This is a genomic window from Klebsiella sp. WOUb02, assembly GCF_050058015.1.
Taxonomy (GTDB): Bacteria; Pseudomonadota; Gammaproteobacteria; order Enterobacterales; family Enterobacteriaceae; genus Klebsiella.
Genome location: NZ_CP170110.1, coordinates 2985192 through 3005859, shown reverse-complemented (window position 1 = coordinate 3005859; position 20668 = coordinate 2985192). Strand labels below are relative to the sequence as shown.

Sequence of the window (20668 nt, the reverse complement as noted above, 5' to 3'; positions counted from 1 at the left end):
ACAAATAGCCGTTTCGGGATAAATAAGCGTGTCAGGGACTAAATCAGCGTATTTGAACGGCGACGCCGGGCGGCCGGGCATCGCCTTGCTGCGCTTAATCCACCCGCTGATGGATTGCCAGCCCGCTTTCCCCGACCGCCAGCTCCGGGCGCAGCGTCAGGGACGGGATCAGATAGTCGCCGTGGTTTTGCCGGCGGAAGGGGATTGGCGCGGTGCTCGCCAGCGTATCCAGCCGCTGCCCCAGATCTCGGCACTGCTGCGCAAAGCGCTGCTCGTCCGTTTTCTCCGTGCGGTAGAACACCAGCGGCGGCAGCACCGCAAAGCCGGGGTAAAACAGCATCCCGTGCTGGATTGGAAACAGGATATCGTTAATCGGCCCGTTAATTCCGCGCGGGGCGTAGTGCTCCTCCCAGCCGCCGGTGGTGACAACCAGCATCGCCCGTTTGCCCGCCAGGGTGCCTTCGCCGTAGCGGTCGCCCCAGTGGCGGTCGCTGTGCTCCCCGACGCCGTAGGCGAAACCGTAGGCGTAAACCCGGTCGATCCAGCCTTTCATAATCGCGGGCATGGAGAACCACCACAGCGGGAACTGGAAAATCACCGTATCCGCCCACAGCAGCTTCTCCTGCTCGGCAACGATATCCGCGCTTTGGGTGCCCTGTTCAAAGGCCTGCTTTGAATCGAGCGTCGAGCGCCAGAAGTCGCCGACCGGCGGGGCGCTGCTGTCGTCGGCATCAAAGCCCGCCTTCCAGCGCATGGCGTAGAGATCGGAAACCTGCACCTCGTGCCCGGCGTTTTGCAGATGCCGGACGGCAAAATCCTTTAGCGCGCCGTTCAGGGAGCGCGGTTCCGGATGGGCGTAAATCAGCAGTACCTTCATGAAAATCACCTCTGAGTCATGGAGAGCTGCAGAGTAGGCGGCTGATCGCTATAGTAGAAATTAATTACTTAAATTTCAGGTATAGCCGTGATTAATTTGCATCGTCTGGATCTCAACCTGCTGCGCACCCTCGACGTGTTGCTGAGTGAGAATAACGTCACGCGAGCGGCGCAGCGGCTCAACCTGTCGCAGCCGTCGGTCAGCATCCAGCTCGGCGCGCCTGCGGGAAATTTTTGCCGACCCGCTGCTGCTTCCCGGGCCGCGCGGGATGCTGCCTACCGCCCGCGCCGATGCGCTGCGCGGGCCGCTGCGTGATGCCCTGCTGGCGCTGGAGCTGGCGGTCGCACCCGCCGACAATTTCGATCCGCTAACGGCGACGCAGACCTGGCGAATGGCGGCGACGGACTATATGGCCTCGGCGATCCTGCTGCCGGCGCTGAATATTCTGCGTCGCGCATCCCCATCGAGCCGTTTGGCGCTCTTCGATCTCCAGCCTTCGCGCCTGGTGCAGCAGGCGGAGCGCGACGAGGTCGATCTGTTCTTTCATACCCGCGACGGCGCTCCGCCGGAGCTGCATCAGCGGCTGCTATTCAGCGAGCGCTACGTGCTGGCGGGCAGAGCGGGGCATCCGGCGCTGCGGGCGCCGTTGAGCCTGGCGCAGTTTTGCCTGCTGGATCAAGTTATTGTCTCCCCGGACGGCGGCGGTTTCAGCGCCGCGACCGATACCGCGCTGGCCAACCTTGGGCTTTCGCGGCGGGTTGTCCTCTCAGTGCCACATTTCCTGTTTATGCTGGAAACGCTGCGTAGCAGCGATTTGGTCGCCATGCTGCCGGAGCGGCTGCTGCGCGGAATGAGCGGGCTGACGATTGTCGAGCCGCCGCTGGCGATTGCCGGGTTTGATATGCTGATGCTGTGGCACGAGCGCTGGCATCGCGACCCGGCGCACCGCTGGCTGCGCCAGCAAATTGTGAGTTCACTGGAGGATTAAGCCATGTTAAGCGGATTGAATCACCTGACCCTGGCGGTCAGCAGCCTGGCGCCGAGCGTGGCGTTTTATCAGCAGTCTGCTGGGAATGACGTTGCACGCGCGCTGGGATAGCGGCGCCTATCTCTCCTGCGGCGATCTGTGGCTGTGCCTGTCCCTCGATCCGCAACGGCGCGTCACTCCGCCGGAAGAGAGCGACTACACCCACTACGCTTTTAGCGTCGGTGAAGCCGATTTCGCCGGGTTCAGCGCGCGGCTGGAAACGACCGGCGTGGCGGTGTGGAAGGTGAACCGCAGCGAAGGGGCGTCTTATTACTTCCTCGACCCGGACGGCCACAAGCTGGAGCTGCACGTCGGCAGCCTCGCCCGGCGCCTGGCGGCGTGCCGCGAACAGCCGTATAAGGGGATGGTGTTTTATGACGAGTGAATGGGCATAACCTTTACAAATTAGCCTCTGGAAATGTGAGGCTTTTTCCAGCATTGATAGTATACTTGCCCGATAATTGTCTATACTTTTTTGTATATACAATCGGGATGAATGCTATGCCAATGGAGTTTGAATGGGATGCAAACAAGGCAGCAAGTAATCTAAGAAAACATGGGATTCGGTTTGAGGAGGCGGTACTGGTTTTTGACGATCCGCAGCACCTTTCCCGCCAGGATCGTTATGAAAACGGTGAGTATCGATGGCAAACCATCGGCCTCGTTCATGGAATTATCGTTATTCTTGTGGCGCATTCGGTCCGTTTTGAAAGTGGGGCTGAGGTGATTCGTATCATTAGCGCCCGGAAGGCGGACGGCAAAGAGAGGAGTCGTTATGAGCACAGTTAAATATCAGCGCGCTAAGCCGGCCGGGCTTAGCGCTCAGCGTGAAGACGAACTCAAAGCGCTGGCGAAGAAAGCGGATGGCGAAATTGATTACAGCGATATCCCCGCTTCGGACGATGGGCTGTGGTCAGATGCGGTTCGCGGTAAATTTTATCGGCCATTAAAAACGCAGGCCTCTGTGCGCATCGATGCTGATGTTATGGCGTGGCTTAAACGCCCGGGAAAAGGCTATCAAACGCGGCTGAACGCGATTTTAAGAGAAGCGATGAACCGCGATCTGAGCGAGAAATAAGCTTCTATCTGCCAGGCCTCTGCGTTCCTGGAAGCGGCGACGCGTCTTGTTTGGGCTACCAGCCCGCAGCCCCGGTCAGCGCCGCGCCGCCGGGGGACAAGTTTGTTCACCAGAGCGAAAAACTCACTCCATCGCCACCTTCACCGCCTCTCCCAGCTTCACCATCACCTCCCGGTGCTTGTCGATCGGCGGCAGGGCGCAGTTGATCCTTAAGCAGTTGCGGTATTTCCCCGAGGCTGAAAACAGCGAGCCCGGCGCGACCTGGATTTTCAGGCGGCACAGGCTGCTTCGCGACGCAGACCATATCGACGTGCTCGGGGAGCTCGACCCACAGCATATAGCCGCCCTTCGGCCGGGTGACGCAGATGCCGCAGGGGAAGTATTCCCGCAGCCAGCAGGTGTAAATCTCCATATTGCGCTGGTAGATCTGCCGCATCCGCCGCACGTGGCGGTGGTAGTGGCCTTCACGAATAAATATCGACGCCGCCAGCTGCGTGGAGGGAACGTTGGTCCCGCTGGCGGCATATTTCATCTGCAGCAGGCGATCGTAGTAGCGCCCCGGCGCGATCCAGCCGATGCGCAGGCCTGGCGCGATAGTTTTGGTAAACGAGCTGCAGAGCATCACCCGGCCGTCGATATCCCACGAATGAATGGTGCGCGGGCGCGGGTAGTCGGTGGCCAGCTCGCCGTAAATATCATCCTCAAAAATGATGATATCGTGGCGCTGGGCGAGGGTCAGCACCGCGCGCTTGCGGGCGTCCGGCATGATAAAGCCCTGAGGGTTATTGCAGTTCGGCACCAGGATAACGCCCTTGATCGGCCACTGCTCCAGCGCCAGCTCCAGGGCTTCTACGCTGATCCCGCTGTCCGGATCGGTAGGGATTTCAATGGCTTTGATCCCCAAACCGCGCAGCAGCTGCATGGTGCCGTAATAGGACGGAGATTCGACGGCAACGATATCGCCGGGCTGGCATACCGCCAGCAGGGCCAGCGATAGCGCGCTGTGGCAGCCGCTGGTGATGATCAGATCATCGGCGGTGACCACCGAGCCGCCGTCGAGCATCAGACGGGCGATTTGTTCACGCAGCTCGCGGCGCCCGGCCAGCTCGTCGTAGTTCAGCACCTCGCTGAGATTATGCTGGATCACCCGGCTCAGCTCGCGCCAGATGGGCTTCAGGCTCGGCTGGGTGACGTCAGGCGAACCGCCGCCGAAGGGGATAATGCTTTTATCATTGCGCGCGTCGAGCATGGTCAGCACCTGATCCCACTGGGTGATTTCCACCGGGCGCTGCACCGGGCGCGACATCGGCGGTACCGGCGGCTGGGCTTTCCGCGGGGCGACAAAGTAGCCGGAACGCGGCTGGGGGACGATCATCCGCTGCTGTTCCAGCGTCTGATAGGCCTGCTGCACGGTGCTGATGCTTACCCCGTGCTCCTGACTCAGGCTGCGAACCGAAGGCAGTTTCTCCTCGTGGCGATACAGCCCTTGCTCAATACGCTCCGCCAGCAGGCTGGCCAGATGTTGGTAACGTGTCATGCTGTATCCCTTATTGTCGCCATACAGATTTATAAACCAGTACAGATAGGCGGAGAAAATCCCACGCAGATACTGTTTTAGCTAATCTGTATGTTAAAGAAAAGAGTTTTTTGAATCTGTATTGTTCACCCTCGGATCCGAGAAGATAAAGCCTCTGGCAAGGTGAGGAGGTGGAGTATGGAATTTCATGAGAATCGGGTAAGGCAGCCGTTTATTGGTTTTGTCCTGGTAGGCAGAGCGTTCAAAAAATGGTGGCTGCGGATGCAAACGCGCCGGGTTTTGCAGCAAATGAGCGACGAACAGCTGAAAGATGTCGGGCTGCGGCGGGATCAGGTCAATTAAAAAATGCGCTTTTCCCGGATGAAGGCATAAAGCCCTTATCCGGGCTCCCGGCCTGCCCCCCGCAGGCTGCGAGCCGTGACCGCCCGGGCCAGCAGTTCGCCACGCCCGGCGCGACCGGACAGCCGGCGTCCCGCGGGATTGTTACATTCAGCGTATTTATCAATTAATGCTTCTTCATTCTTCGTTTCTTGATAGTTATCGTGATAAGTATTATTTTCCTCACAGCTACGAGCCTGGCCATTTTGCCTGTCATTTTGAACGCCCTTCAGCGCGGCCCGGAGGGTGAGCGTAGCGAGTAACTTCTCACGTACTACCTGTACGTTCTGGTTTCTCCGCGCTCTCCGCGTTCAAACTGCCTGCGCCAATAACGCCTGGTGGGATAGGTTCTACATGAGGAAAGTAAGATGACCGAAGACGAACTGTTTGCCCGCCGTCCGATGGGGATGCGCATGGCGATGGTGGTCCGCCAGTGGCGCGCGACTATCGATGCCGCTCTCAACGATACCGGTATGACCCAGTCAAGCTGGACGGTGCTGATGCAGCTGTATCAGCTGGGGGACAACGTCTCGGTTAGCGAACTGGCGGAGGTGCAGGGCATTGAACTGCCGCCGCTGATGCGCACCCTCACCCAGTTGGAAAAGCAGGGCTATCTGCTGCGTTCCACATCGCCATATGACAAACGCATACGCCTGCTGACGCTGACGGCGGAAGGCCTGACCAAACTGGAGGATCTGAACCGCGTGATTGAAACTTATCAAACCCGCGTTACCCGGACCATCCCGGAAGCCGAGCTTGCCACCTTCAGCGCGACGTTAAATCAAATCGCCTGCAATTTGCGGACAATCCGCGAAGAAGATAACAAGATCTAAAAAACTATGATGACGCCAGAACAAAAATTTGCCCGCTGGGTAAGGGTGAGTATTGCCGCTTTCCTGGCGATCTTCGCCTGGTTTATCGTTGCCGATATCTGGATCCCGCTCACGCCGGACTCCACGGTGATGCGCGTTGTGACGCCGGTATCGCCGCGCGTTTCCGGCTATGTCGCACAGGTCTATGTGCACAACAACAGCCAGGTGAAGAAAGGGGATCTGCTCTACGAGCTGGACCCGACGCCGTTTAGCAATAAAGTGCAGGCCGCGCAAATCGCCTTTGCGCAGGCGAAGCTGAGCAATCAGCAGCTGGATGCGCAGATCGCCGCCGCCCGCGCCAACCTGCGCACCGCCCAGTTCACCGCCCGTAACGACAAAGTTACGCTCGATCGCTACCAGCGCCTGAGTACGATGCAGAGCGTCTCGCAGTCGGATCTGGATAAGGTGCGCACCACCTGGCAGACCAGCGAGCAGTCGGTCAGCGCGCTCAACGCCAGCATCCAGAATTTGCTGATCCAGCGCGGGGAGCGCGACGATGCGCGTAACGTCACGTTGCAAAAATACCGCAACGCCCTGGAAGAGGCGCAGCTGAACCTCGCCTGGAGCAGGATCTATGCCGAAACCGACGGAATGGTCAGCAACCTTCAGCTTAGCCCTGGCCTGTACGCCACCGCCGCCACGCCGCTGCTGGCGCTGGTGAGCAACCAAACGGATATCGTCGCCGATTTTCGCGAGAAGAGCCTGCGCCATACCGGCGTGAACACCGACGCCGCGGTGGTCTTCGATGCGCTGCCGGGCAAGGTTTTCCCGGCGCACGTCACCAGCAGCGACGCCGGGATTTTGGCCGGTCAGGAGCAGGTAAACGGCCAGCTGTCGCAGCCGGAGCAGTCCACGCGCTGGGTGCGCGATGCCCAGCGGATGCGCATTCACGTCGCGCTTGATGAGCCGCTGGACAAACCGCTGCCGACCGGCGCCCGCGCCACGGTACAGCTGTACAACAGCGACGGTCCCTTTGCCCGCACCTTTGCCGGCGTGCAGATCCATCTGGTGAGCCTGCTGCACTATGTCTATTAATACGCTGGCCCGGGTTTTTACGCCGCACGACAATATTGTCTATACGGCGAATGATTTTCGCCAGACGCTGCGCATCGCCGTCGCCGGGACGATCGCCCTGAGCATTTCGACCTTCTACGACGTGCAGTACGGGGTATTCTTTGTGGTCTATCCGCTGATGCTGCTGTCGCTGGTGCCGGTGTTTAACCGCCACGTCGCACGGCAGTTTCTGTTCAGCGCGGCGGTAAACTGCGTTGAAATGGTGCTAATCGTCGGCTATCTGTCGCAGTGGCCGGTGATTATGACGCTGGTGGTCTTCGGCCTCTACGTGATGCGTTTTCGCTTTATGAGTCAGGGGCCGCTGTTTCTGCTGGGCTCAATGGGCGTGGTCTGTCAAAGCACGATGCTCAACTTTATGAGCTATCCCACCAGCAACTGGCATACGCTGATGTTTTCCAATCTCGAAGCCTGCGTGATGGCGGTGGCCCTCAGCGCGCTGCTGAACTATCTGATCCCGGACGTTGAGCCGCGCCGGCCGCCGCCGCGGATTAAGAAGGATGCCGCCCGCATTCGCCATGAATCGCTGCTTTCCGGCACCGTCGCGACAATGATTTTCGTGGTTTTCCAGATCTGCGATCTGAGCGATTCCCTGTCAGCGCTGATGGCCGGGATCCTGATCCTCTTCCCGATGCACTACCGCGGCGCGGTGATCAGCTCCATCTGGCGGGTGGTGGGCGTGGTGCTGGCCTGTCTCTATATTCTGGTGGTGCAGGCTGCTTATTTATGATTTCAGCAACCATATGGTGCTGATGATGCCGCTGATTGCGCTCGGCCTGGCCTTTAGCGCGCGCCTCCACGTGATGGAGAAAGTGGGGGCCGGCGTGGGCTTCGCCAGCATCACCACCATCGGCATTATGTTTGGCCAGAACCTGCACCCGGATCAGGATCTGATCTTCAGCGATCTGTACCGTATTAGCTCGGTCACCATCGCGCTTATCGTCACCCTGACGCTGGTGTTTCTCGTCCACCGCATCCTGAACTGTTTTGCGCCGACGCGGTTCGTTATTACCGAATAGGCTCAGGCCGGAAAGGAGGCGATAAGGCGCCACTCTGCGGCAACGTAGCGATAAATCGCCTCCGTGACGCCGGGAATAACCCACCGCAGCTCCTCTCCCGGCTGGCAGCGGAGAGAGATGCACAGGCCGCAGCCGCCGCGCAGCTGGCGCGGAATATCTTTCACCTGGCAGACGATCCCCGCCGCCTGCATGGCCTTGCGGGTACGCACGACGCCCGGCGTCGAGTGAAATAAAAACAGATACTCCGTCATTCGCGGCGCCTCTGGCGCAGGCCAATCAGCGCCGCGCCAACCGCGCCGGCATATTGGGCATCAGGATGGGTGTGCACCGCGATCCCCGCGTGGCCTTCGAGCATACGCGCAAAGGCCGTGCAGCGGCTGACGCCGCCGGTAAACAGCAGCGGCCTCTGGGCTGAAAGACGGGCGAGAAAGTTGGCGCTGCGGCGGGCCATGGCGTTGATCACGCCGGCCAGAATCGCTTCCGGCGCGACGCCCGCCGAGCGCAGGCTAATCACTTCGGATTCGGCAAATACCGTGCACATGCTGGTGATCGCATGCGGTTCGACGCCTTCGGTGATGCTATCCAGCTCCCCGACGCTGGCGCCGAGGGTGCGCGAGATAACTTCCAGAAAGCGCCCGGTTCCCGCCGCGCATTTATCGTTCATCAGGAAGTCGCTGAGATTGCCGGCGTCGTCGAGCTGGATGACCTTGCTATCCTGGCCGCCAATATCGATAACCATGCGGGTGGCGGGCGCCAGAAGACGCGCGCCGAGGCCGTGGCAGGAGATCTCCGTCACCTGCTTATCGGCAAAATCCACCAGCTGGCGGCCGTAGCCGGTTAAAGTTAAAAATGGCCGCTCGGCAAGTCCGGCGCTGAGGGTTTGCCACGCCTCGTTGATGGCGTCGGCGGGGCGAAAGGGCGTCGGGCAGAGAAAACGTCGCTGGATAACGCCCTCTTTCAGCAGGATGCCTTTGGTGGCGGTGGAGCCGGAATCAATACCTACCGTAAAAGTCACGCGCGCTCCTTACAGCATTTCAATAAAGGCCGCGACGCGGGTGCTGAGCTGGCCGATGTCCGCCGTCGAATAGTCGGTCTCAATCGCGATGTAGGGGAGGTTATGCCGCTGGCGAACGTGGCGCTTAATCGCCATTGATTCAACCGCATAGGTATGACAGGCCTGCAGGATGACATCCACCACGCCGTCGGCCTGATACTCGTCAACCATCTGGCTAAGCAGGGCTAAGCGCTGGTCGTTTGGCGAGATGCACGAGCAGCCGATGGCGAGATACTTATCGGTCAGCGCATCGTAGACGTCGCCCGTCTCCTCCACGCAGCGCTCGGTCGCCTTGGCGCCGGTGCAGTTTTCAAAGCCCACCACCCAGCCGCCGTTCTCTTCAATGGCGCGCACGACTTTTTCCGCCGCGCCGCCAATCGGGCAGCCGGTGATCAGAATCCGCGGGCGAGCCGCCAGCCGCTGGCCATCCTGCCACTGCTGGCGCACGCGATCGGCCATCGCGTTGAGCTCGTCGCTTAGCGCGGCTTTATCAAAGCGGAAGGTCGCGCCGTACACCACTTTCAGGATATCGCTGCCGCTGAGCGCGGGGGGATTGAGCTGCCCGACGCGATAGAAGTTGGCCAGCGCCCGCCGCTCGCGGTTCTTGAGGTGAACGGCATCGCGCAGCGCGGCTTCGCTGATTGTGCGGCCAAAGCGGGCTTCGACCGCCCGCTGCAGGCGCAGGATCTCGGCTTTCCACAGCGCGCGGGAAGCATCGTCGCTGGCGCTGTTCGGCAGCTGCATCACGTGAACCGGCTTGAATTCGGCCATGTATTCATACATTTTCTTTTTGCCGTCGCAGGTGGTTTCACCCACCACCAGGTCGGAAAAATAGAAGTAGGGGCATTTATCCGTTTTGCCAAATCCGTAGCTGCTTTTAATCAGCGGGCAGAGGTTGCGCGGCAGGTCTTTTTCCGCCTCTTCTATGGTTTCATCGGAGGTTGAGCACAGCGAGACGACCACGGCGCCTGCCGCCATCGGGATCTCCTGCGGCATAAAGGTACAGTAGGTTCCGACCAGGGGGATATTTTGCTCTTTCAGGTCTATCACCGTGAGAAAGCCCTTTTGGCGGGCCTCGGAGAACTGGTCAAAAATGGCGGGTAGATCGGTAATCAGCGACATGGTTTTCCTTCCCCGTACACGGGAGATAATGCAAGAGCCCGCATTATAACCATGTCAATAGTGTGTGTTTATTGATCTCCCGCCGATAGCGACATATTGCGGGGTGTAATCAGAACACTTTCTTCGCATCCATCTCTTCCTGGATCCGCTCGCTGTAGGCTACGTGGGTGCGAATAGCTTCCTCAATTCCGGCGTTATAAAACAGGGGCCCCAGCTGTTCGGCGATAAAATCAACGAAGAACTCGGCATCGAACTGCTCAAGCTCAAGGTCAAAATTTCTTTCGCAGTAGGTACATAGCTTTTCGCGAAGCTGCTCACGCTCGCCGGGGGTCAGGTTGATTTCAGCCATTTTTACTCCTTAAAAAGTGCTCTGGATTGACGGCAAACTCAGACTGGGGATCCAGCTATCCCAGGCCGGTAACGGGCCTAACTCTGCCACCAGAAAGTTGATAAACGATCGTACCTTAGGATTGCTGTATTTGCTGGGAAAATAGAGCGCATGCGTTTCACTGGCGATTCGTCTCAAGCAGTATTCGCGCTGCCGGCTTTACCCGGATAGGCTAACCGCAGGGCCCCGCCGGACGAGCGGGGCTGCTTAGCGTAAAAACAGTGCTGGGATCTGCGAGAGCAGCCACAGCAGCAGGCCGATAGTGCCCCCGACCAGCGTACCGTTAATGCGGATAAACTGCAGATCCTTACCGATATTCAGCTCGATTTGCCGCGACATATCGCGGGAGTCCCAGCTCTTCACCGTATCGCTAATATGACGGGTCAGGAAGGTGGCAAACTCCGGCGCCACCCGGTGCGCCGCCTGCTCCAGATGCTCATTCAGCGACTCGCGAAGGGCGTCGTCGTGGAGCAGCGTTTCGCCAAACCACTGTCCGGCCTCGGCGATCCGCTGTTTGATCCGCGAATCGTCGCTGCTGACGTCATTTTTAATCCATCCGCGCAGATCGGCCCACACTTCGCCAAGATAGCGGTTAAACGTCTCGTCATTTTTCAGATAGGCCTTTATGTTGTCTGCTTTTTCCGCCATCAGCGGATCGGTTTTCAGGCTATCGATCAGCTTTTGCGCCGCGCGATCGAAGGTCTGGCGGATCTGATGGGTGCGATCCTGGCTCACTTCGTCAAGCAGCGTATTGACCGCATCGGTGACCATTTCGGCGCTGTGTTCGCCCAGCCATTCGGTGGGGAGAATTTTGGCCTTGAGCGGATGCTCGGTCTCCAGCCAGCGGATGATGCCGCGGGCAACAAAGGCGCGGGAACTGTCGCGCTGCAACAGGGCGATAAGCTGGCTGATAAGCGAATCCAGCAGCTTTTGGTGCCGATTATCGCGGGTTAATCCTTCGAGCATCATGGCGCTGGTTTGCGTCAGGTCGACCTTGTCGATGGCTTTGTGCACCGCGCGGCGCAGCAGGCGCTGAATGCGCGCATCGTCGGTGAGCTCGAGGAAGCCGCTCATCACCTGCAGCAGGTGCTGGCCCACCCGCCGGGCGTTCGCCGGCTGGCTAAACCAGTTGCCGAGCATCAGCGCCGGTTCGTAGCGGCGGATCAGCGCGACCAGCGAAGGGGTATCGAGAAATTTTTCCTGCACGAAATAGCCGAGATTGTCGGCAATTCTGTCCTTATTGCGCGGGATAATCGCCGTATGTCGGGAGACAAACGGCAGCGGTATGCGGCGAAACAGCGCCACCACCGCAAACCAGTCCGCCAGCGCGCCGACCATCGCCGCTTCGGAGATAGCCTTCAGCGCGCTGACCCACGGCGTCGGCGGCAGCAGCAGGGTAGTGACAAAAATCGCGGCCGCCACGAGCAGCAGCGACAGGGCCAGAAGTTTGGCACGTTTCAGTTCAGCAAGTTTTTCCATAGCCTTAAGCATATAACCTGACGGCTAACTCGTGCAAAAACTGCCAGATAATCCAGCCGCCAAAGCCCATCAGTATCGCGCCCGCCGCCCGTTCAACCCGCCAGATGACGGCGCCGAGGCGGCGCTGCACCTGCGGCAGGGCGATCAGCGATACCAGCAGTAAATCCCACAACAGAACGACGCTGGTCATCCAGACTCCGCAGGTTATCTGCTGGGTGAGAGTCACCTGCGGGCCAAGCAGGGTGGTCATCAGCGCGAGATAAAACAGGGCATTTTTGGGATTAAGCAGCGCCGAAGCCAGCCCTGGCAGCAGTCTGTCTGGCAAGCGAAGGCCGCCGGGCTGCCGCCGCCTCCAGGGTGAACGTGCCGGGCCGGCTCCGCCACAGCTGGCTGCCGAGCCACAGCAGCCAGGCCGCTCCCAGCAGCGCGATCGCGCTAAACAGCAGCGGGGCGTGGCGCACCATGCTCCAGCCGACGATGGCGATCGCAATATACAGCCCGTTGCCCAGCGCAATGCCAACGCACAGGCCGGCGCTACCGCGCAGGCGATAGCGAATGGCGTAACCCATCAGGAGAAAGAAGTCTGGCCCGGGACTGAGCAGGGCAACGAAGTGGGAGAGCGCCAGCGCGGGAAACGCGGCCGGGAAAAGCGCAGTAAACATGTCCATAGTGACCTCGGAATAAATCTGAGATCACCCTACGTCAGGCCAGGCGCTAATTATTGTCTGATATTGATCGGCCAAGGGCGTACTGGCGCGGCGTGGCGGCGGTGTAGCTGACGAAGGTTTTATGGAAGTGGCTCTGATCGGCAAACCCGGCCTGATAGCCGACGTCGGCTATCTCATCTCCGGCGCGCAGGCGGCGTCTGGCGTACTCGATCCGCGCCATGTTGATAAAGCTGGCCGGCGTCAGGCCGGTGTCCTGCTTAAAGGTGCGAATCAGGGTCTCTTTGCGCAGCGCAAATTCGTCGGCCAGCGTATCCAGAGAAAGCGGTACCGGCAGGCTTGCCGTCACTCTGTCGAGCAGCCGTGCGCTGCTGCTATGAAGGATTTCCGGCGGCGTCGGGCATAGCGGCAGCTCCCGCAGCAGCCGCGCGATTGCCGTGGGCAGCTCGGCGATCCGCTGCTGCTGCGTAAGCTGAACAATATGCTGATATTGAAGGAAAAGATCGGCGCTGCGAAGCATCGGCTGCGGCGCGGCAAGCCGCACGGCGCCGGAAAGGGCAGGAAGCTGCGCCAGGCACCAGTCAACGTCGAGATAGAGCATATGATAGCTGCGCGGCCGTCCCGAGAGGGGATTACAGCTATGCGGCGCGCCGGGCGGGATTGCTATCAGGTCGCCGGGGCGCAGCAGGTACTCCCGTCCGTTGCAGATGCAGCGCGTTTCACCAGCAATAATTGCCCCCAGAGAAAGCTGCGGGTGGCTGTGGCGCTTATACGCCTGGCGGCTGCGCCAGGTGCTGCGCAGTTCTAGCCAGGGGAGCGTTGCGTTGCGCCAGAAGGTTTGTGGGATATCGCGCGTGTGGTTCACGAAAGCTCCTGCGGCGAAGGAATTAAGAATTTATAGCACGCCCGCTGACGCCTGTCTCCGGGGGCGTTCTGCGAGCGGGCAGGCAAAAAGTTATCGTTATTACCGCCGGATAAAAATATCTTCCGTCCCGGCGCGCAAAGAGATAAGCGGCGGCGTGTGCGCTGGGCTACCGGCGGGTAGAGTCGTTTTAGTGTCCCTCCGTGCAGGCCATTTACCATGCAAAAAGGCTCAACGTCGACGCCGCATGATGCGGTTTTCAAAAAGTTTCTCCGGCATACGGATACCGCGCGAGATTTCTTGGATATCCATCTGCCGTCCTCGCTACGCCAGCTTTGCGACCTGGAGACGCTGCGGCTTGAATCCGCAAGTTTTATTGAGGAGGACCTGCGCGCCTGCTACTCAGATGTGCTTTGGTCGCTAAAAACCACCGCCGGCGAGGGCTATATTTACGTCGTTATTGAGCACCAAAGCTCGCCGGATACCCATATGGCCTTCAGGCTGATGCGCTATGCCATTGCGGCGATGCAGCGTCATCTGGATGCCGGACATAAACGCCTGCCGCTGGTGGTACCCATGCTGTTCTATCACGGTATCGCCACGCCTTACCCATATTCTCTGTGCTGGCTGGATGGCTTTACCCACCCGGCCCATGCTCGCGGATTATATGCGACCGCTTTTCCGCTGGTGGATATTACGGTGATCCCGGATGACGAGATCGTCCAGCACCGGCGCGTAGCGTTGCTGGAATTCATGCAAAAGCATGTCCGCCAGCGTGATTTGACGGCGCTGGTCGAGCAGATAATTGTTATTTTGGTTAAGGAATATACTAATGACAGCCAGCTAAAAACGCTGTTTAATTACCTGGTATATTCCGGCGATGCCCCCCGTTTTGGCAGGTTTATTCGTGAGCTTGCCCGGCGGGCGCCGCAGCATCATAAGGAGGGGCTGATGACTATTGCGGAAAGACTCCAGGAAGTTGGGCGTAGAAAAGGTAAGATTGAAGGCCGGCTTGCGGGCCAGAGAATTGAAGGGCTGCGTATTGCCCGTATGATGCTGGCGAATGGCATCGCTATGGAGACGGTGCTGCGCATCACCGGCCTGTCAGAAGAGGAGATTACCGCCGCTAAGCGTTGATTGTGTCGCGACATGGCCTTATCAGGCGGCCTGGCCGCTATTATTTACTTCCTCATTAAGCCTGTTCTCCGCCGGATATCGTCTGACGATCTCCGGCCGGAATCCTCCGTAAATACCTAACTTTACCTTTATGACCAGCTATCTCTACTAACCTTAATGTCCTGAGCGGTATTAATAACTGCATAAATGACGATACTAAGGAGACATACGACATGGCCTATCAGACGGTGAATCCTGCAAATAATCGGCTTATTAAAGAGTATGCCCCGCACAGCGATGCCGACGTGGAGGCGGCGCTGCAGAAAGCGGATGCGCTCTACCAATCCGCGTGGTCGAAGGGCGATATTGCCCGGCGCTTACCGATCCTGCTCCGGCTGGCGGACCTCATCGATAGCCGGGTTGAGGAGCTGGCGAAAATTGCCAGCCAGGAGATGGGTAAGCTTATCGCGCAAAGCCGCGGTGAGGTGAAGCTCTGCGCGCAGATCGCCCGCTATTACGCCGATAACGCCGAGCGGTTCCTGGCTCCGGTGAAGTATCCGTCCGAGCTCGGCGAGGCGTGGGTTGAACACCATCCGATCGGCGTGCTGATGGCGGTGGAGCCGTGGAACTTCCCCTATTACCAGCTGATGCGCGTTCTGGCGCCAAACCTGGCGGCGGGGAATCCGGTGCTTGCCAAGCATGCCAGCATCGTTCCGCACTGCGCGGAAACCTTTGCCCATCTGGTGCGTGAGGCCGGCGCGCCGGAGGGGGCGTGGACCAATCTGTTTATCTCCCAGGATCAGGTAGCGAAGATTATTGCCGACGATCGCGTGCGGGGAGCGGCGCTGACCGGCTCGGAAAAAGCGGGGGGCGTCGTCGCGGCGCAGGCGGCGAAGCACATCAAGAAATCAACCCTCGAGCTGGGCGGTAACGATGTCTTTGTGGTGCTGGATGATGCCAACCTCGACAAGGCGGTGAAGACTGGCGTACAGGCGCGGCTCAACAACGCCGGTCAGGTTTGTACCGCGGCGAAGCGTTTTATCCTGCATGAAAAAATCGCCGAGCGCTTCCTGAGTCAGTTTACCGAGGCGTTCCGTCAGGTGAAGATCGGCGATCCGCTGGATGAGAGCACTACGCTGGGGCCGCTCTCCTCCAAAGATGCGCTCGGGACGCTGGCCAAACAGGTCGATGAGGCGGTGAAACATGGCGCCAGGCTGCATCTTGGCGGCAAGCCGGCGCAGTGCGAGGGCAACTATTTTGCCCCGACCATTCTGACCGGCATCACCCGTGATAACCCGGCGTACTTTGAAGAGTTCTTCGGCCCGGTGGCGCAAATTTATGTGGTCAAGGACGACGATGAGGCTGTCAGCCTGGCGAACGATTCGCACTATGGGCTCGGCGGGGCGATATTCAGCCAGGATACCGAGCGGGCGAAACGGATGGCATCAAGAATTGAGACCGGGATGGTCTATATTAACGGGCTGACCGATACCGCGCCGGAGCTGCCGTTTGGCGGCGTGAAGCGTTCCGGTTTTGGCCGCGAGCTGGCGGATCTGGGGATTAGAGAGTTTGTGAACCAGAAGCTGGTGGTGATTCGCCGGTAAGCCTGGGACACTAAAAAAAAAACCTGCCATCCGGCAGGTTTTTTTGCGCTTTTATCGGGGGTTATTAAAAGGTAACTCCACCGCCAATATACGCGCCGTCAATCAGGGTGTGGTTCGGACGACCGTCTTTCCCGTCGACGCTCACGTGACGGTAACCTACTTTCAGCGTCACCGGAGTAATCGGAGTCCAGCTCACGCCGCCGTTGGCTTCAACGTAGTTTTTCACGCTGTTGTTCAGGCCTTCGGGCGCGGCATAACCTTCGCCGAATACGTGGATGCTGTCGGTCAGCGCAACGTTAACGCCGCCGCCGATGGGGAACGCCACGCCGTTATCGCCTTTTTTCGGCCCAAGATAGATGGCTTTCGCGCCTGCATTCAGCATCACCGGGCCAACTTCCAGGTTATAACCCGCGCCAACGCCGCCGGTCTGGGTACCGTCGTCGGTATTTTTGAGCCAGTTGCTTTCGGCATAAAGACCGGAGGAGGATTTACCCAGTTCCATATTGAGGTTGGTAAAGTTTTTCCCCTGCTCGACGGTAAAGCCCATCGCCATTGCGGAGCCGGAAACCGCGGTCAGCGCAGAAAGGATAAGGATATTGAGCTTTTTCATGGTTTATGCCTCGTCATCAAATTAATCTGCGGACACCCTAACAGGTGATATTTACAACTGCAAATTTGATGGCGGTCGAGGTTTTATGCCGAAACTGTTATTAAAACCCTCTATTGATGTTGTTGATGGGTTACTTTGCCGCAGCGTCAATGATTAACGTTTTGCCGTTGAGGGTAAGTTTAATTTTTTGCCTAAACATTCACTGAACGAGGCGGGAGATATTGATTGGCGCTGAACTAATTTGCTTTCTAATAATTTCCAAAAATGTTTCTATAGTTACAAGTAAAAACTTAAATTTACATTTTTGTGATTAAAAATGACTCTAATACCTTAAGAGAAACGCTCGAGCTGCGTTATGAGACCATAACCTGAAAGTACACCGAAGGAAACGTGGTCTATCGTGATACCTGGAATGAGTTCTGCGCCTCCTGAAGCCTTCGCGCAACCCTCTTCCGCAGGAAGAGGGTTGCGCGAACCGTTACTTCCGCAATCCGGCAAACGCCGCCCGAATCTCCTCTTCCGGCAGGTTAATGCCGATAAACACCAGCGTGCTGTGCGGCTGGTCGTCGCCCCACGGGCGGTCCCAGTCGGCACTATACAGGCGCTGGACTCCCTGGAACAGCAGGCGGTTAGGCTCGCCGTCAATCCACAGCATCCCCTTGTAGCGCATCAGCTGCTCGGCGAATGAGAGCAGCAGGTTTTCCATAACCCGCGACACCTCGCTGATATCGACCGGGTAGTCCAGCTCCACCACAATCGACGAAACGTCGTTTTGCTGGTCGGCAATAAAGTGGAAGCGCGGCTTAGCGCTTACTACCCGCTCTTCCAGCATAAAGCCGCCGGTATTAAACAGCTGGCTCAGGTCGATATCGCCGTGGGTGACGGCGTAAATCGGCGCTCGGGCGTTGATGCGCGCCAGCCGTTCGCGCAGCGCTTCGCTGCCGCCGGCGACGTCGGTTTTGGTCAGCAGAATACGGTCGGCGTAGCCCACCTGCGACTGGGCGATGGTGAACTGGTTCATCTGCTGGTCGGCGTGGACCGCATCAACCAGCGCAATCACCCCATCCAGCAGGTAGCGTTCACAGAGGATCTCATGGGAGAAAAAGGTCTGAATAATCGGGCCGGGATCGGCCATGCCGGTGCACTCAATCACCAGCCGGTCGAAGGCAATCTCACCGCGATCGCGGCTGTCGAGCAGGTCGAGCAGGGCGTCTTCCAGCTCGTTGGAACGGGTGCAGCAGATGCAGCCGTTGGTCAGGGTTTTGATCTGGGTGGCGCGATCGCCAATCAGCTGGTCATCAACGGAGACTTCACCAAATTCGTTTTCGATCACCGCGATTTTAAAGCCGTGCTGAGCGTTGAGAATGTGCCGCAGCAGGGTGGTTTTGCCTGCGCCGAGAAATCCGGTCAGCAGGGTAACTGCAATCGGTGTCATGCGTGCCTCCATTAACAGCAGCGTACGCCGCCTTCGCCGCTCCCGCCGTAGCGCGCTTGCTGGCGCTCGCGGAAGAATTCGTTGTAGGTCATATACGGTTTATCCGGATGGTTGGTCTGCATATGTTCGACGTAATTGTCGTAGTCCGGAATGCCGATCAGCATCTTCGCCGCCTGACCGAGGTACTTTTTAGCCTGACCTAAGTTACCAAACATTGCTCGTTCCAGATATGTGTTGCGCCCGTCGAGCGGGCTATTTTCATGCCGGGTTGCGCCACCTGTGGAAAAGCCCCGCCGAAGCGGGGCTAAACGGGGCTGGATTAGTGGTGTGAAGAGGTCTTCACGCCGCCTTCCGGCACCGGCACGTACGGGGTCTCTTTGTCGGTGCGTACCTTATTGTTACGCACGTTGATCCACGTTTTGATGCCGTAGAAGATGATGCTGTAGACCACCACCAGGAACAGGATGCTTAAACCGGCGTTGGTGTAGTTGTTGACCACAATATGGTTCATGTTGGCAATCTGCTGCGCGCTAAGCTCGCCGCCGGCGGCAATCTTCTCTTTGTACTGCCGGGCCATAAAGAAGAAGCCTTCCATCTGCGGATTGGTGCTGAACAGTTTCAGACCCAGCGCCCAGGTGGTGCACAGCAGCAGCCACAGGGCAGGAACCACGGTGACCCAGATGTATTTGGTGCGCTGCATTTTGACCAGCACCACGGTGCCAAGAACCAGCGCCACGGCGGCCAGCATCTGGTTAGAGATACCGAACAGCGGCCACAGGCTCTTCACGCCGCCCAGCGGGTCGACTACGCCCTGATACAGCAGGTAGCCCCACAGGCCGACGCAGCCCGCGGTCCCCACGACGCCGGCAACCAGCGAATCGGTTTTCTTCAGGAACGGCACGAAGTTGCCCAGCAGATCCTGGAGCATAAAGCGGCCTGCGCGGGTACCGGCATCGAGGGCGGTCAGGATAAACAGCGCCTCGAACAGAATACCGAAGTGGTACCAGAAGCCCATATCCGCCATCGGGATGATTTTGTGGAACACGTGGGCGATACCGACGGCCAGGGTTGGCGCGCCGCCCGCGCGGTTCAGCACCGACGGTTCACCGATGTCTTTTGCCGTTTGCAGGATCTGCTCGGGCGAAATCACAAAGCCCCAGGAGCTGACGGTGGCCGCCGCGTGTACGGTCACGTCTTTCAGCCTGCGCGGCAATCATCGCGGCGTTTTCGCCGCCCATTTCATGCAGGTTCGGCATCACGATACCGAGGCCTGCCGGCGGGGTGTTCATCGCGAAATAGAGGCCCGGCTCGATGATCGACGCCGCTACCAGCGCCATGACCGCCACGAAGGACTCCATCAGCATCGCCCCATAGCCGATAAAGCGCGCGTCGGTTTCGTTCGCCAGCAGCTTCGGCGTGGTGCCGGAAGCGATCAGCGCATGGAAGCCGGAGACCGCGCCGCAGGCGATGGTGATAAACAGGAACGGGAACAGGGCGCCTTTCCACAGCGGGCCGGTACCGTCGATGTACTGGGTGACCGCCGGCATTTTCAGGTCCGGGTTCAGGATAACGATACCCAGCGCCAGACCGACGATAACGCCGATTTTCAGGAACGTCGCCAGGTAGTCGCGCGGCGCCAGAATCAGCCACACCGGCAGCAGGGCGGAGATAAACGCGTAGCCGATCAGGGTGAAGGTGATGGTGGTGTCTTTAAAGGTTAGCGCCGGTCCCCAGTACGGGTCGTGGGCAATCACGCCGCCGAAGTAAATGGCGGCGACCAGCAGCACGATGCCAATCACCGACACTTCGCCCACGCGGCCCGGGCGCAGGAAGCGCATGTAGATCCCCATAAACAGCGCGATCGGCACGGTTGAGCAGACGGTGAAGACGCCCCACGGGCTTTCCGCCAGCGCCTTCACGACGATCAGCGCCAGCACCGCAAGGATGATGATCATAATCAGGAAGCAGCCGAACAGGGCAATCGATCCCGGAATCGGGCCCATCTCTTCTTTGATCATTTCCCCCAGCGATGAGCCGTTACGGCGCGAGGAGATAAACAGCACCATAAAGTCCTGTACCGCCCCCGCCAGAACCACGCCGGCCAGCAGCCACAGCGTGCCGGGCAGGTAGCCCATCTGCGCGGCCAGCACCGGGCCGACCAGCGGGCCGGCGCCGGCAATCGCGGCGAAGTGGTGGCCGAACAGCACGTAGCGGTTGGTCGGCACGTAGTTGAGGCCATCGTTGTTAATGACCGCCGGCGTCGCGCGGGTTGGGTCGAGCTTCATCACCTTTTGGGCGATGTACAGGCTGTAGTAGCGGTAGGCCACCAGATAGACCGATACCGATGCGACGACAATCCACAGGGCGCTAACGTGCTCCCCGCGACGCAGGGCGACGACCGAGAGGCAAAATGCCCCGATGATTCCAAGAATCACCCAGGGTATGTGCTTGAATAGTTTTTTAGTATCCATAGT

General features: G+C 59.0%; 17 protein-coding genes and 6 pseudogenes. 10 read left to right on the top strand and 13 right to left on the bottom strand.

Annotation, left to right across the window (positions count from 1 at the left end; translation table 11 throughout):
• Nucleotides 1–94: 94 nt before the first annotated feature.
• Nucleotides 95–877 (bottom strand): NAD(P)H-dependent oxidoreductase, encoded by a 783-nt coding sequence (locus ABOC21_RS21500; protein WP_426813209.1) that lies wholly within the window; start codon nt 875–877, stop codon nt 95–97.
• 87 nt (nt 878–964) lie between these two features.
• Between ABOC21_RS21500 and ABOC21_RS21495 the strand changes: the two are divergent.
• From ABOC21_RS21495 to ABOC21_RS21480, 4 genes and pseudogenes are all read left to right on the top strand, one after another.
• A pseudogene (locus tag ABOC21_RS21495) lies at nt 965–1865 on the top strand (LysR family transcriptional regulator).
• A gap of 3 nt (nt 1866–1868) precedes the next feature.
• Nucleotides 1869–2289: pseudogene (locus ABOC21_RS21490) on the top strand (FosA family fosfomycin resistance glutathione transferase).
• A 116-nt stretch (nt 2290–2405) separates the two neighbouring features.
• Entirely contained in the window at nt 2406–2693 is a 288-nt protein-coding gene (locus tag ABOC21_RS21485) for a BrnT family toxin (protein ID WP_426813208.1), read from the top strand.
• Nucleotides 2680–2982, top strand: a complete 303-nt coding sequence (locus ABOC21_RS21480) for a BrnA antitoxin family protein (protein ID WP_426813207.1) — start codon at nt 2680–2682, stop codon at nt 2980–2982. Before ABOC21_RS21485 ends, ABOC21_RS21480 begins: the two co-directional genes overlap by 14 nt.
• A gap of 123 nt (nt 2983–3105) precedes the next feature.
• Here ABOC21_RS21480 and ABOC21_RS21475 read toward each other — a convergent pair.
• Nucleotides 3106–4519: pseudogene (locus tag ABOC21_RS21475) on the bottom strand (PLP-dependent aminotransferase family protein).
• A 177-nt stretch (nt 4520–4696) separates the two neighbouring features.
• Between ABOC21_RS21475 and ABOC21_RS21470 the strand changes: the two are divergent.
• From ABOC21_RS21470 to ABOC21_RS21455, 4 genes and pseudogenes are all read left to right on the top strand, one after another.
• Nucleotides 4697–4861 (top strand): DUF1127 domain-containing protein, encoded by a 165-nt coding sequence (locus ABOC21_RS21470; protein WP_426813206.1) that lies wholly within the window; start codon nt 4697–4699, stop codon nt 4859–4861.
• A gap of 404 nt (nt 4862–5265) precedes the next feature.
• Complete coding sequence (locus tag ABOC21_RS21465) at nt 5266–5730, top strand: MarR family winged helix-turn-helix transcriptional regulator (RefSeq protein WP_426813205.1); 465 nt, start codon at nt 5266–5268, stop codon at nt 5728–5730.
• A gap of 6 nt (nt 5731–5736) precedes the next feature.
• The gene (locus ABOC21_RS21460) at nt 5737–6804 is read left to right on the top strand and encodes an HlyD family secretion protein (protein WP_426813204.1); all 1068 of its coding nucleotides are present in this window, start codon (nt 5737–5739) and stop codon (nt 6802–6804) included.
• Nucleotides 6794–7859, top strand: a pseudogene (locus ABOC21_RS21455) (DUF2955 domain-containing protein). Before ABOC21_RS21460 ends, ABOC21_RS21455 begins: the two are co-directional and overlap by 11 nt.
• A 2-nt stretch (nt 7860–7861) precedes the next feature.
• On the opposite strand, the gene ABOC21_RS21450 reads toward ABOC21_RS21455, so the two are convergent.
• The 7 genes and pseudogenes from ABOC21_RS21450 to ABOC21_RS21420 form a co-directional block, all read right to left on the bottom strand.
• Nucleotides 7862–8110 carry a DUF3343 domain-containing protein gene (locus tag ABOC21_RS21450; protein ID WP_426813203.1) on the bottom strand — a complete coding sequence of 83 codons (249 nt, stop codon included), beginning with the start codon at nt 8108–8110 and terminating at the stop codon, nt 7862–7864.
• Nucleotides 8107–8874, bottom strand: coding sequence for a putative 2-hydroxyacyl-CoA dehydratase activator YjiL (gene yjiL, locus ABOC21_RS21445; RefSeq protein WP_426813202.1), 768 nt, complete (start codon nt 8872–8874; stop codon nt 8107–8109). Before yjiL ends, ABOC21_RS21450 begins: the two co-directional genes overlap by 4 nt.
• Before the next feature lie 9 nt (nt 8875–8883).
• Entirely contained in the window at nt 8884–10035 is a 1152-nt protein-coding gene (locus ABOC21_RS21440; protein ID WP_426813201.1) for a double-cubane-cluster-containing anaerobic reductase, read from the bottom strand.
• A 109-nt stretch (nt 10036–10144) separates the two neighbouring features.
• Nucleotides 10145–10384 carry a DUF2164 domain-containing protein gene (locus ABOC21_RS21435; protein WP_095104033.1) on the bottom strand — a complete coding sequence of 80 codons (240 nt, stop codon included), beginning with the start codon at nt 10382–10384 and terminating at the stop codon, nt 10145–10147.
• Between the two features lie 246 nt (nt 10385–10630).
• On the bottom strand, nt 10631–11914 hold the full coding sequence (locus ABOC21_RS21430; RefSeq protein WP_426813200.1) for a DUF445 domain-containing protein: 1284 nt from the start codon (nt 11912–11914) through the stop codon (nt 10631–10633).
• Nucleotides 11907–12570 (bottom strand): annotated as a pseudogene (locus tag ABOC21_RS21425) (LysE family translocator). Before ABOC21_RS21425 ends, ABOC21_RS21430 begins: the two are co-directional and overlap by 8 nt.
• Before the next feature lie 46 nt (nt 12571–12616).
• Nucleotides 12617–13432 carry an AraC family transcriptional regulator gene (locus ABOC21_RS21420; protein ID WP_426813199.1) on the bottom strand — a complete coding sequence of 272 codons (816 nt, stop codon included), beginning with the start codon at nt 13430–13432 and terminating at the stop codon, nt 12617–12619.
• Between the two features lie 216 nt (nt 13433–13648).
• Here ABOC21_RS21420 and ABOC21_RS21415 point away from each other — a divergent pair, with 216 nt between their 5' ends.
• Nucleotides 13649–14566 (top strand): Rpn family recombination-promoting nuclease/putative transposase, encoded by a 918-nt coding sequence (locus ABOC21_RS21415; RefSeq protein ID WP_426813198.1) that lies wholly within the window; start codon nt 13649–13651, stop codon nt 14564–14566.
• A gap of 212 nt (nt 14567–14778) precedes the next feature.
• The gene (locus ABOC21_RS21410; RefSeq protein ID WP_426813197.1) at nt 14779–16149 is read left to right on the top strand and encodes an NAD-dependent succinate-semialdehyde dehydrogenase; all 1371 of its coding nucleotides are present in this window, start codon (nt 14779–14781) and stop codon (nt 16147–16149) included.
• A gap of 64 nt (nt 16150–16213) precedes the next feature.
• Here ABOC21_RS21410 and ABOC21_RS21405 read toward each other — a convergent pair whose 3' ends face one another.
• The 4 genes and pseudogenes from ABOC21_RS21405 to ABOC21_RS21390 form a co-directional block, all read right to left on the bottom strand.
• On the bottom strand, nt 16214–16759 hold the full coding sequence (locus ABOC21_RS21405) for a YfaZ family outer membrane protein (RefSeq protein WP_032689621.1): 546 nt from the start codon (nt 16757–16759) through the stop codon (nt 16214–16216).
• A 478-nt stretch (nt 16760–17237) separates the two neighbouring features.
• Entirely contained in the window at nt 17238–18194 is a 957-nt protein-coding gene (gene yjiA, locus ABOC21_RS21400) for a GTPase (protein WP_426813196.1), read from the bottom strand.
• An 11-nt stretch (nt 18195–18205) separates the two neighbouring features.
• On the bottom strand, nt 18206–18409 hold the full coding sequence (locus ABOC21_RS21395; RefSeq protein WP_426813195.1) for a YbdD/YjiX family protein: 204 nt from the start codon (nt 18407–18409) through the stop codon (nt 18206–18208).
• 104 nt (nt 18410–18513) lie between these two features.
• Nucleotides 18514–20665, bottom strand: a pseudogene (locus ABOC21_RS21390) (carbon starvation CstA family protein).
• Between the last annotated feature and the right edge of the window lie 3 nt (nt 20666–20668).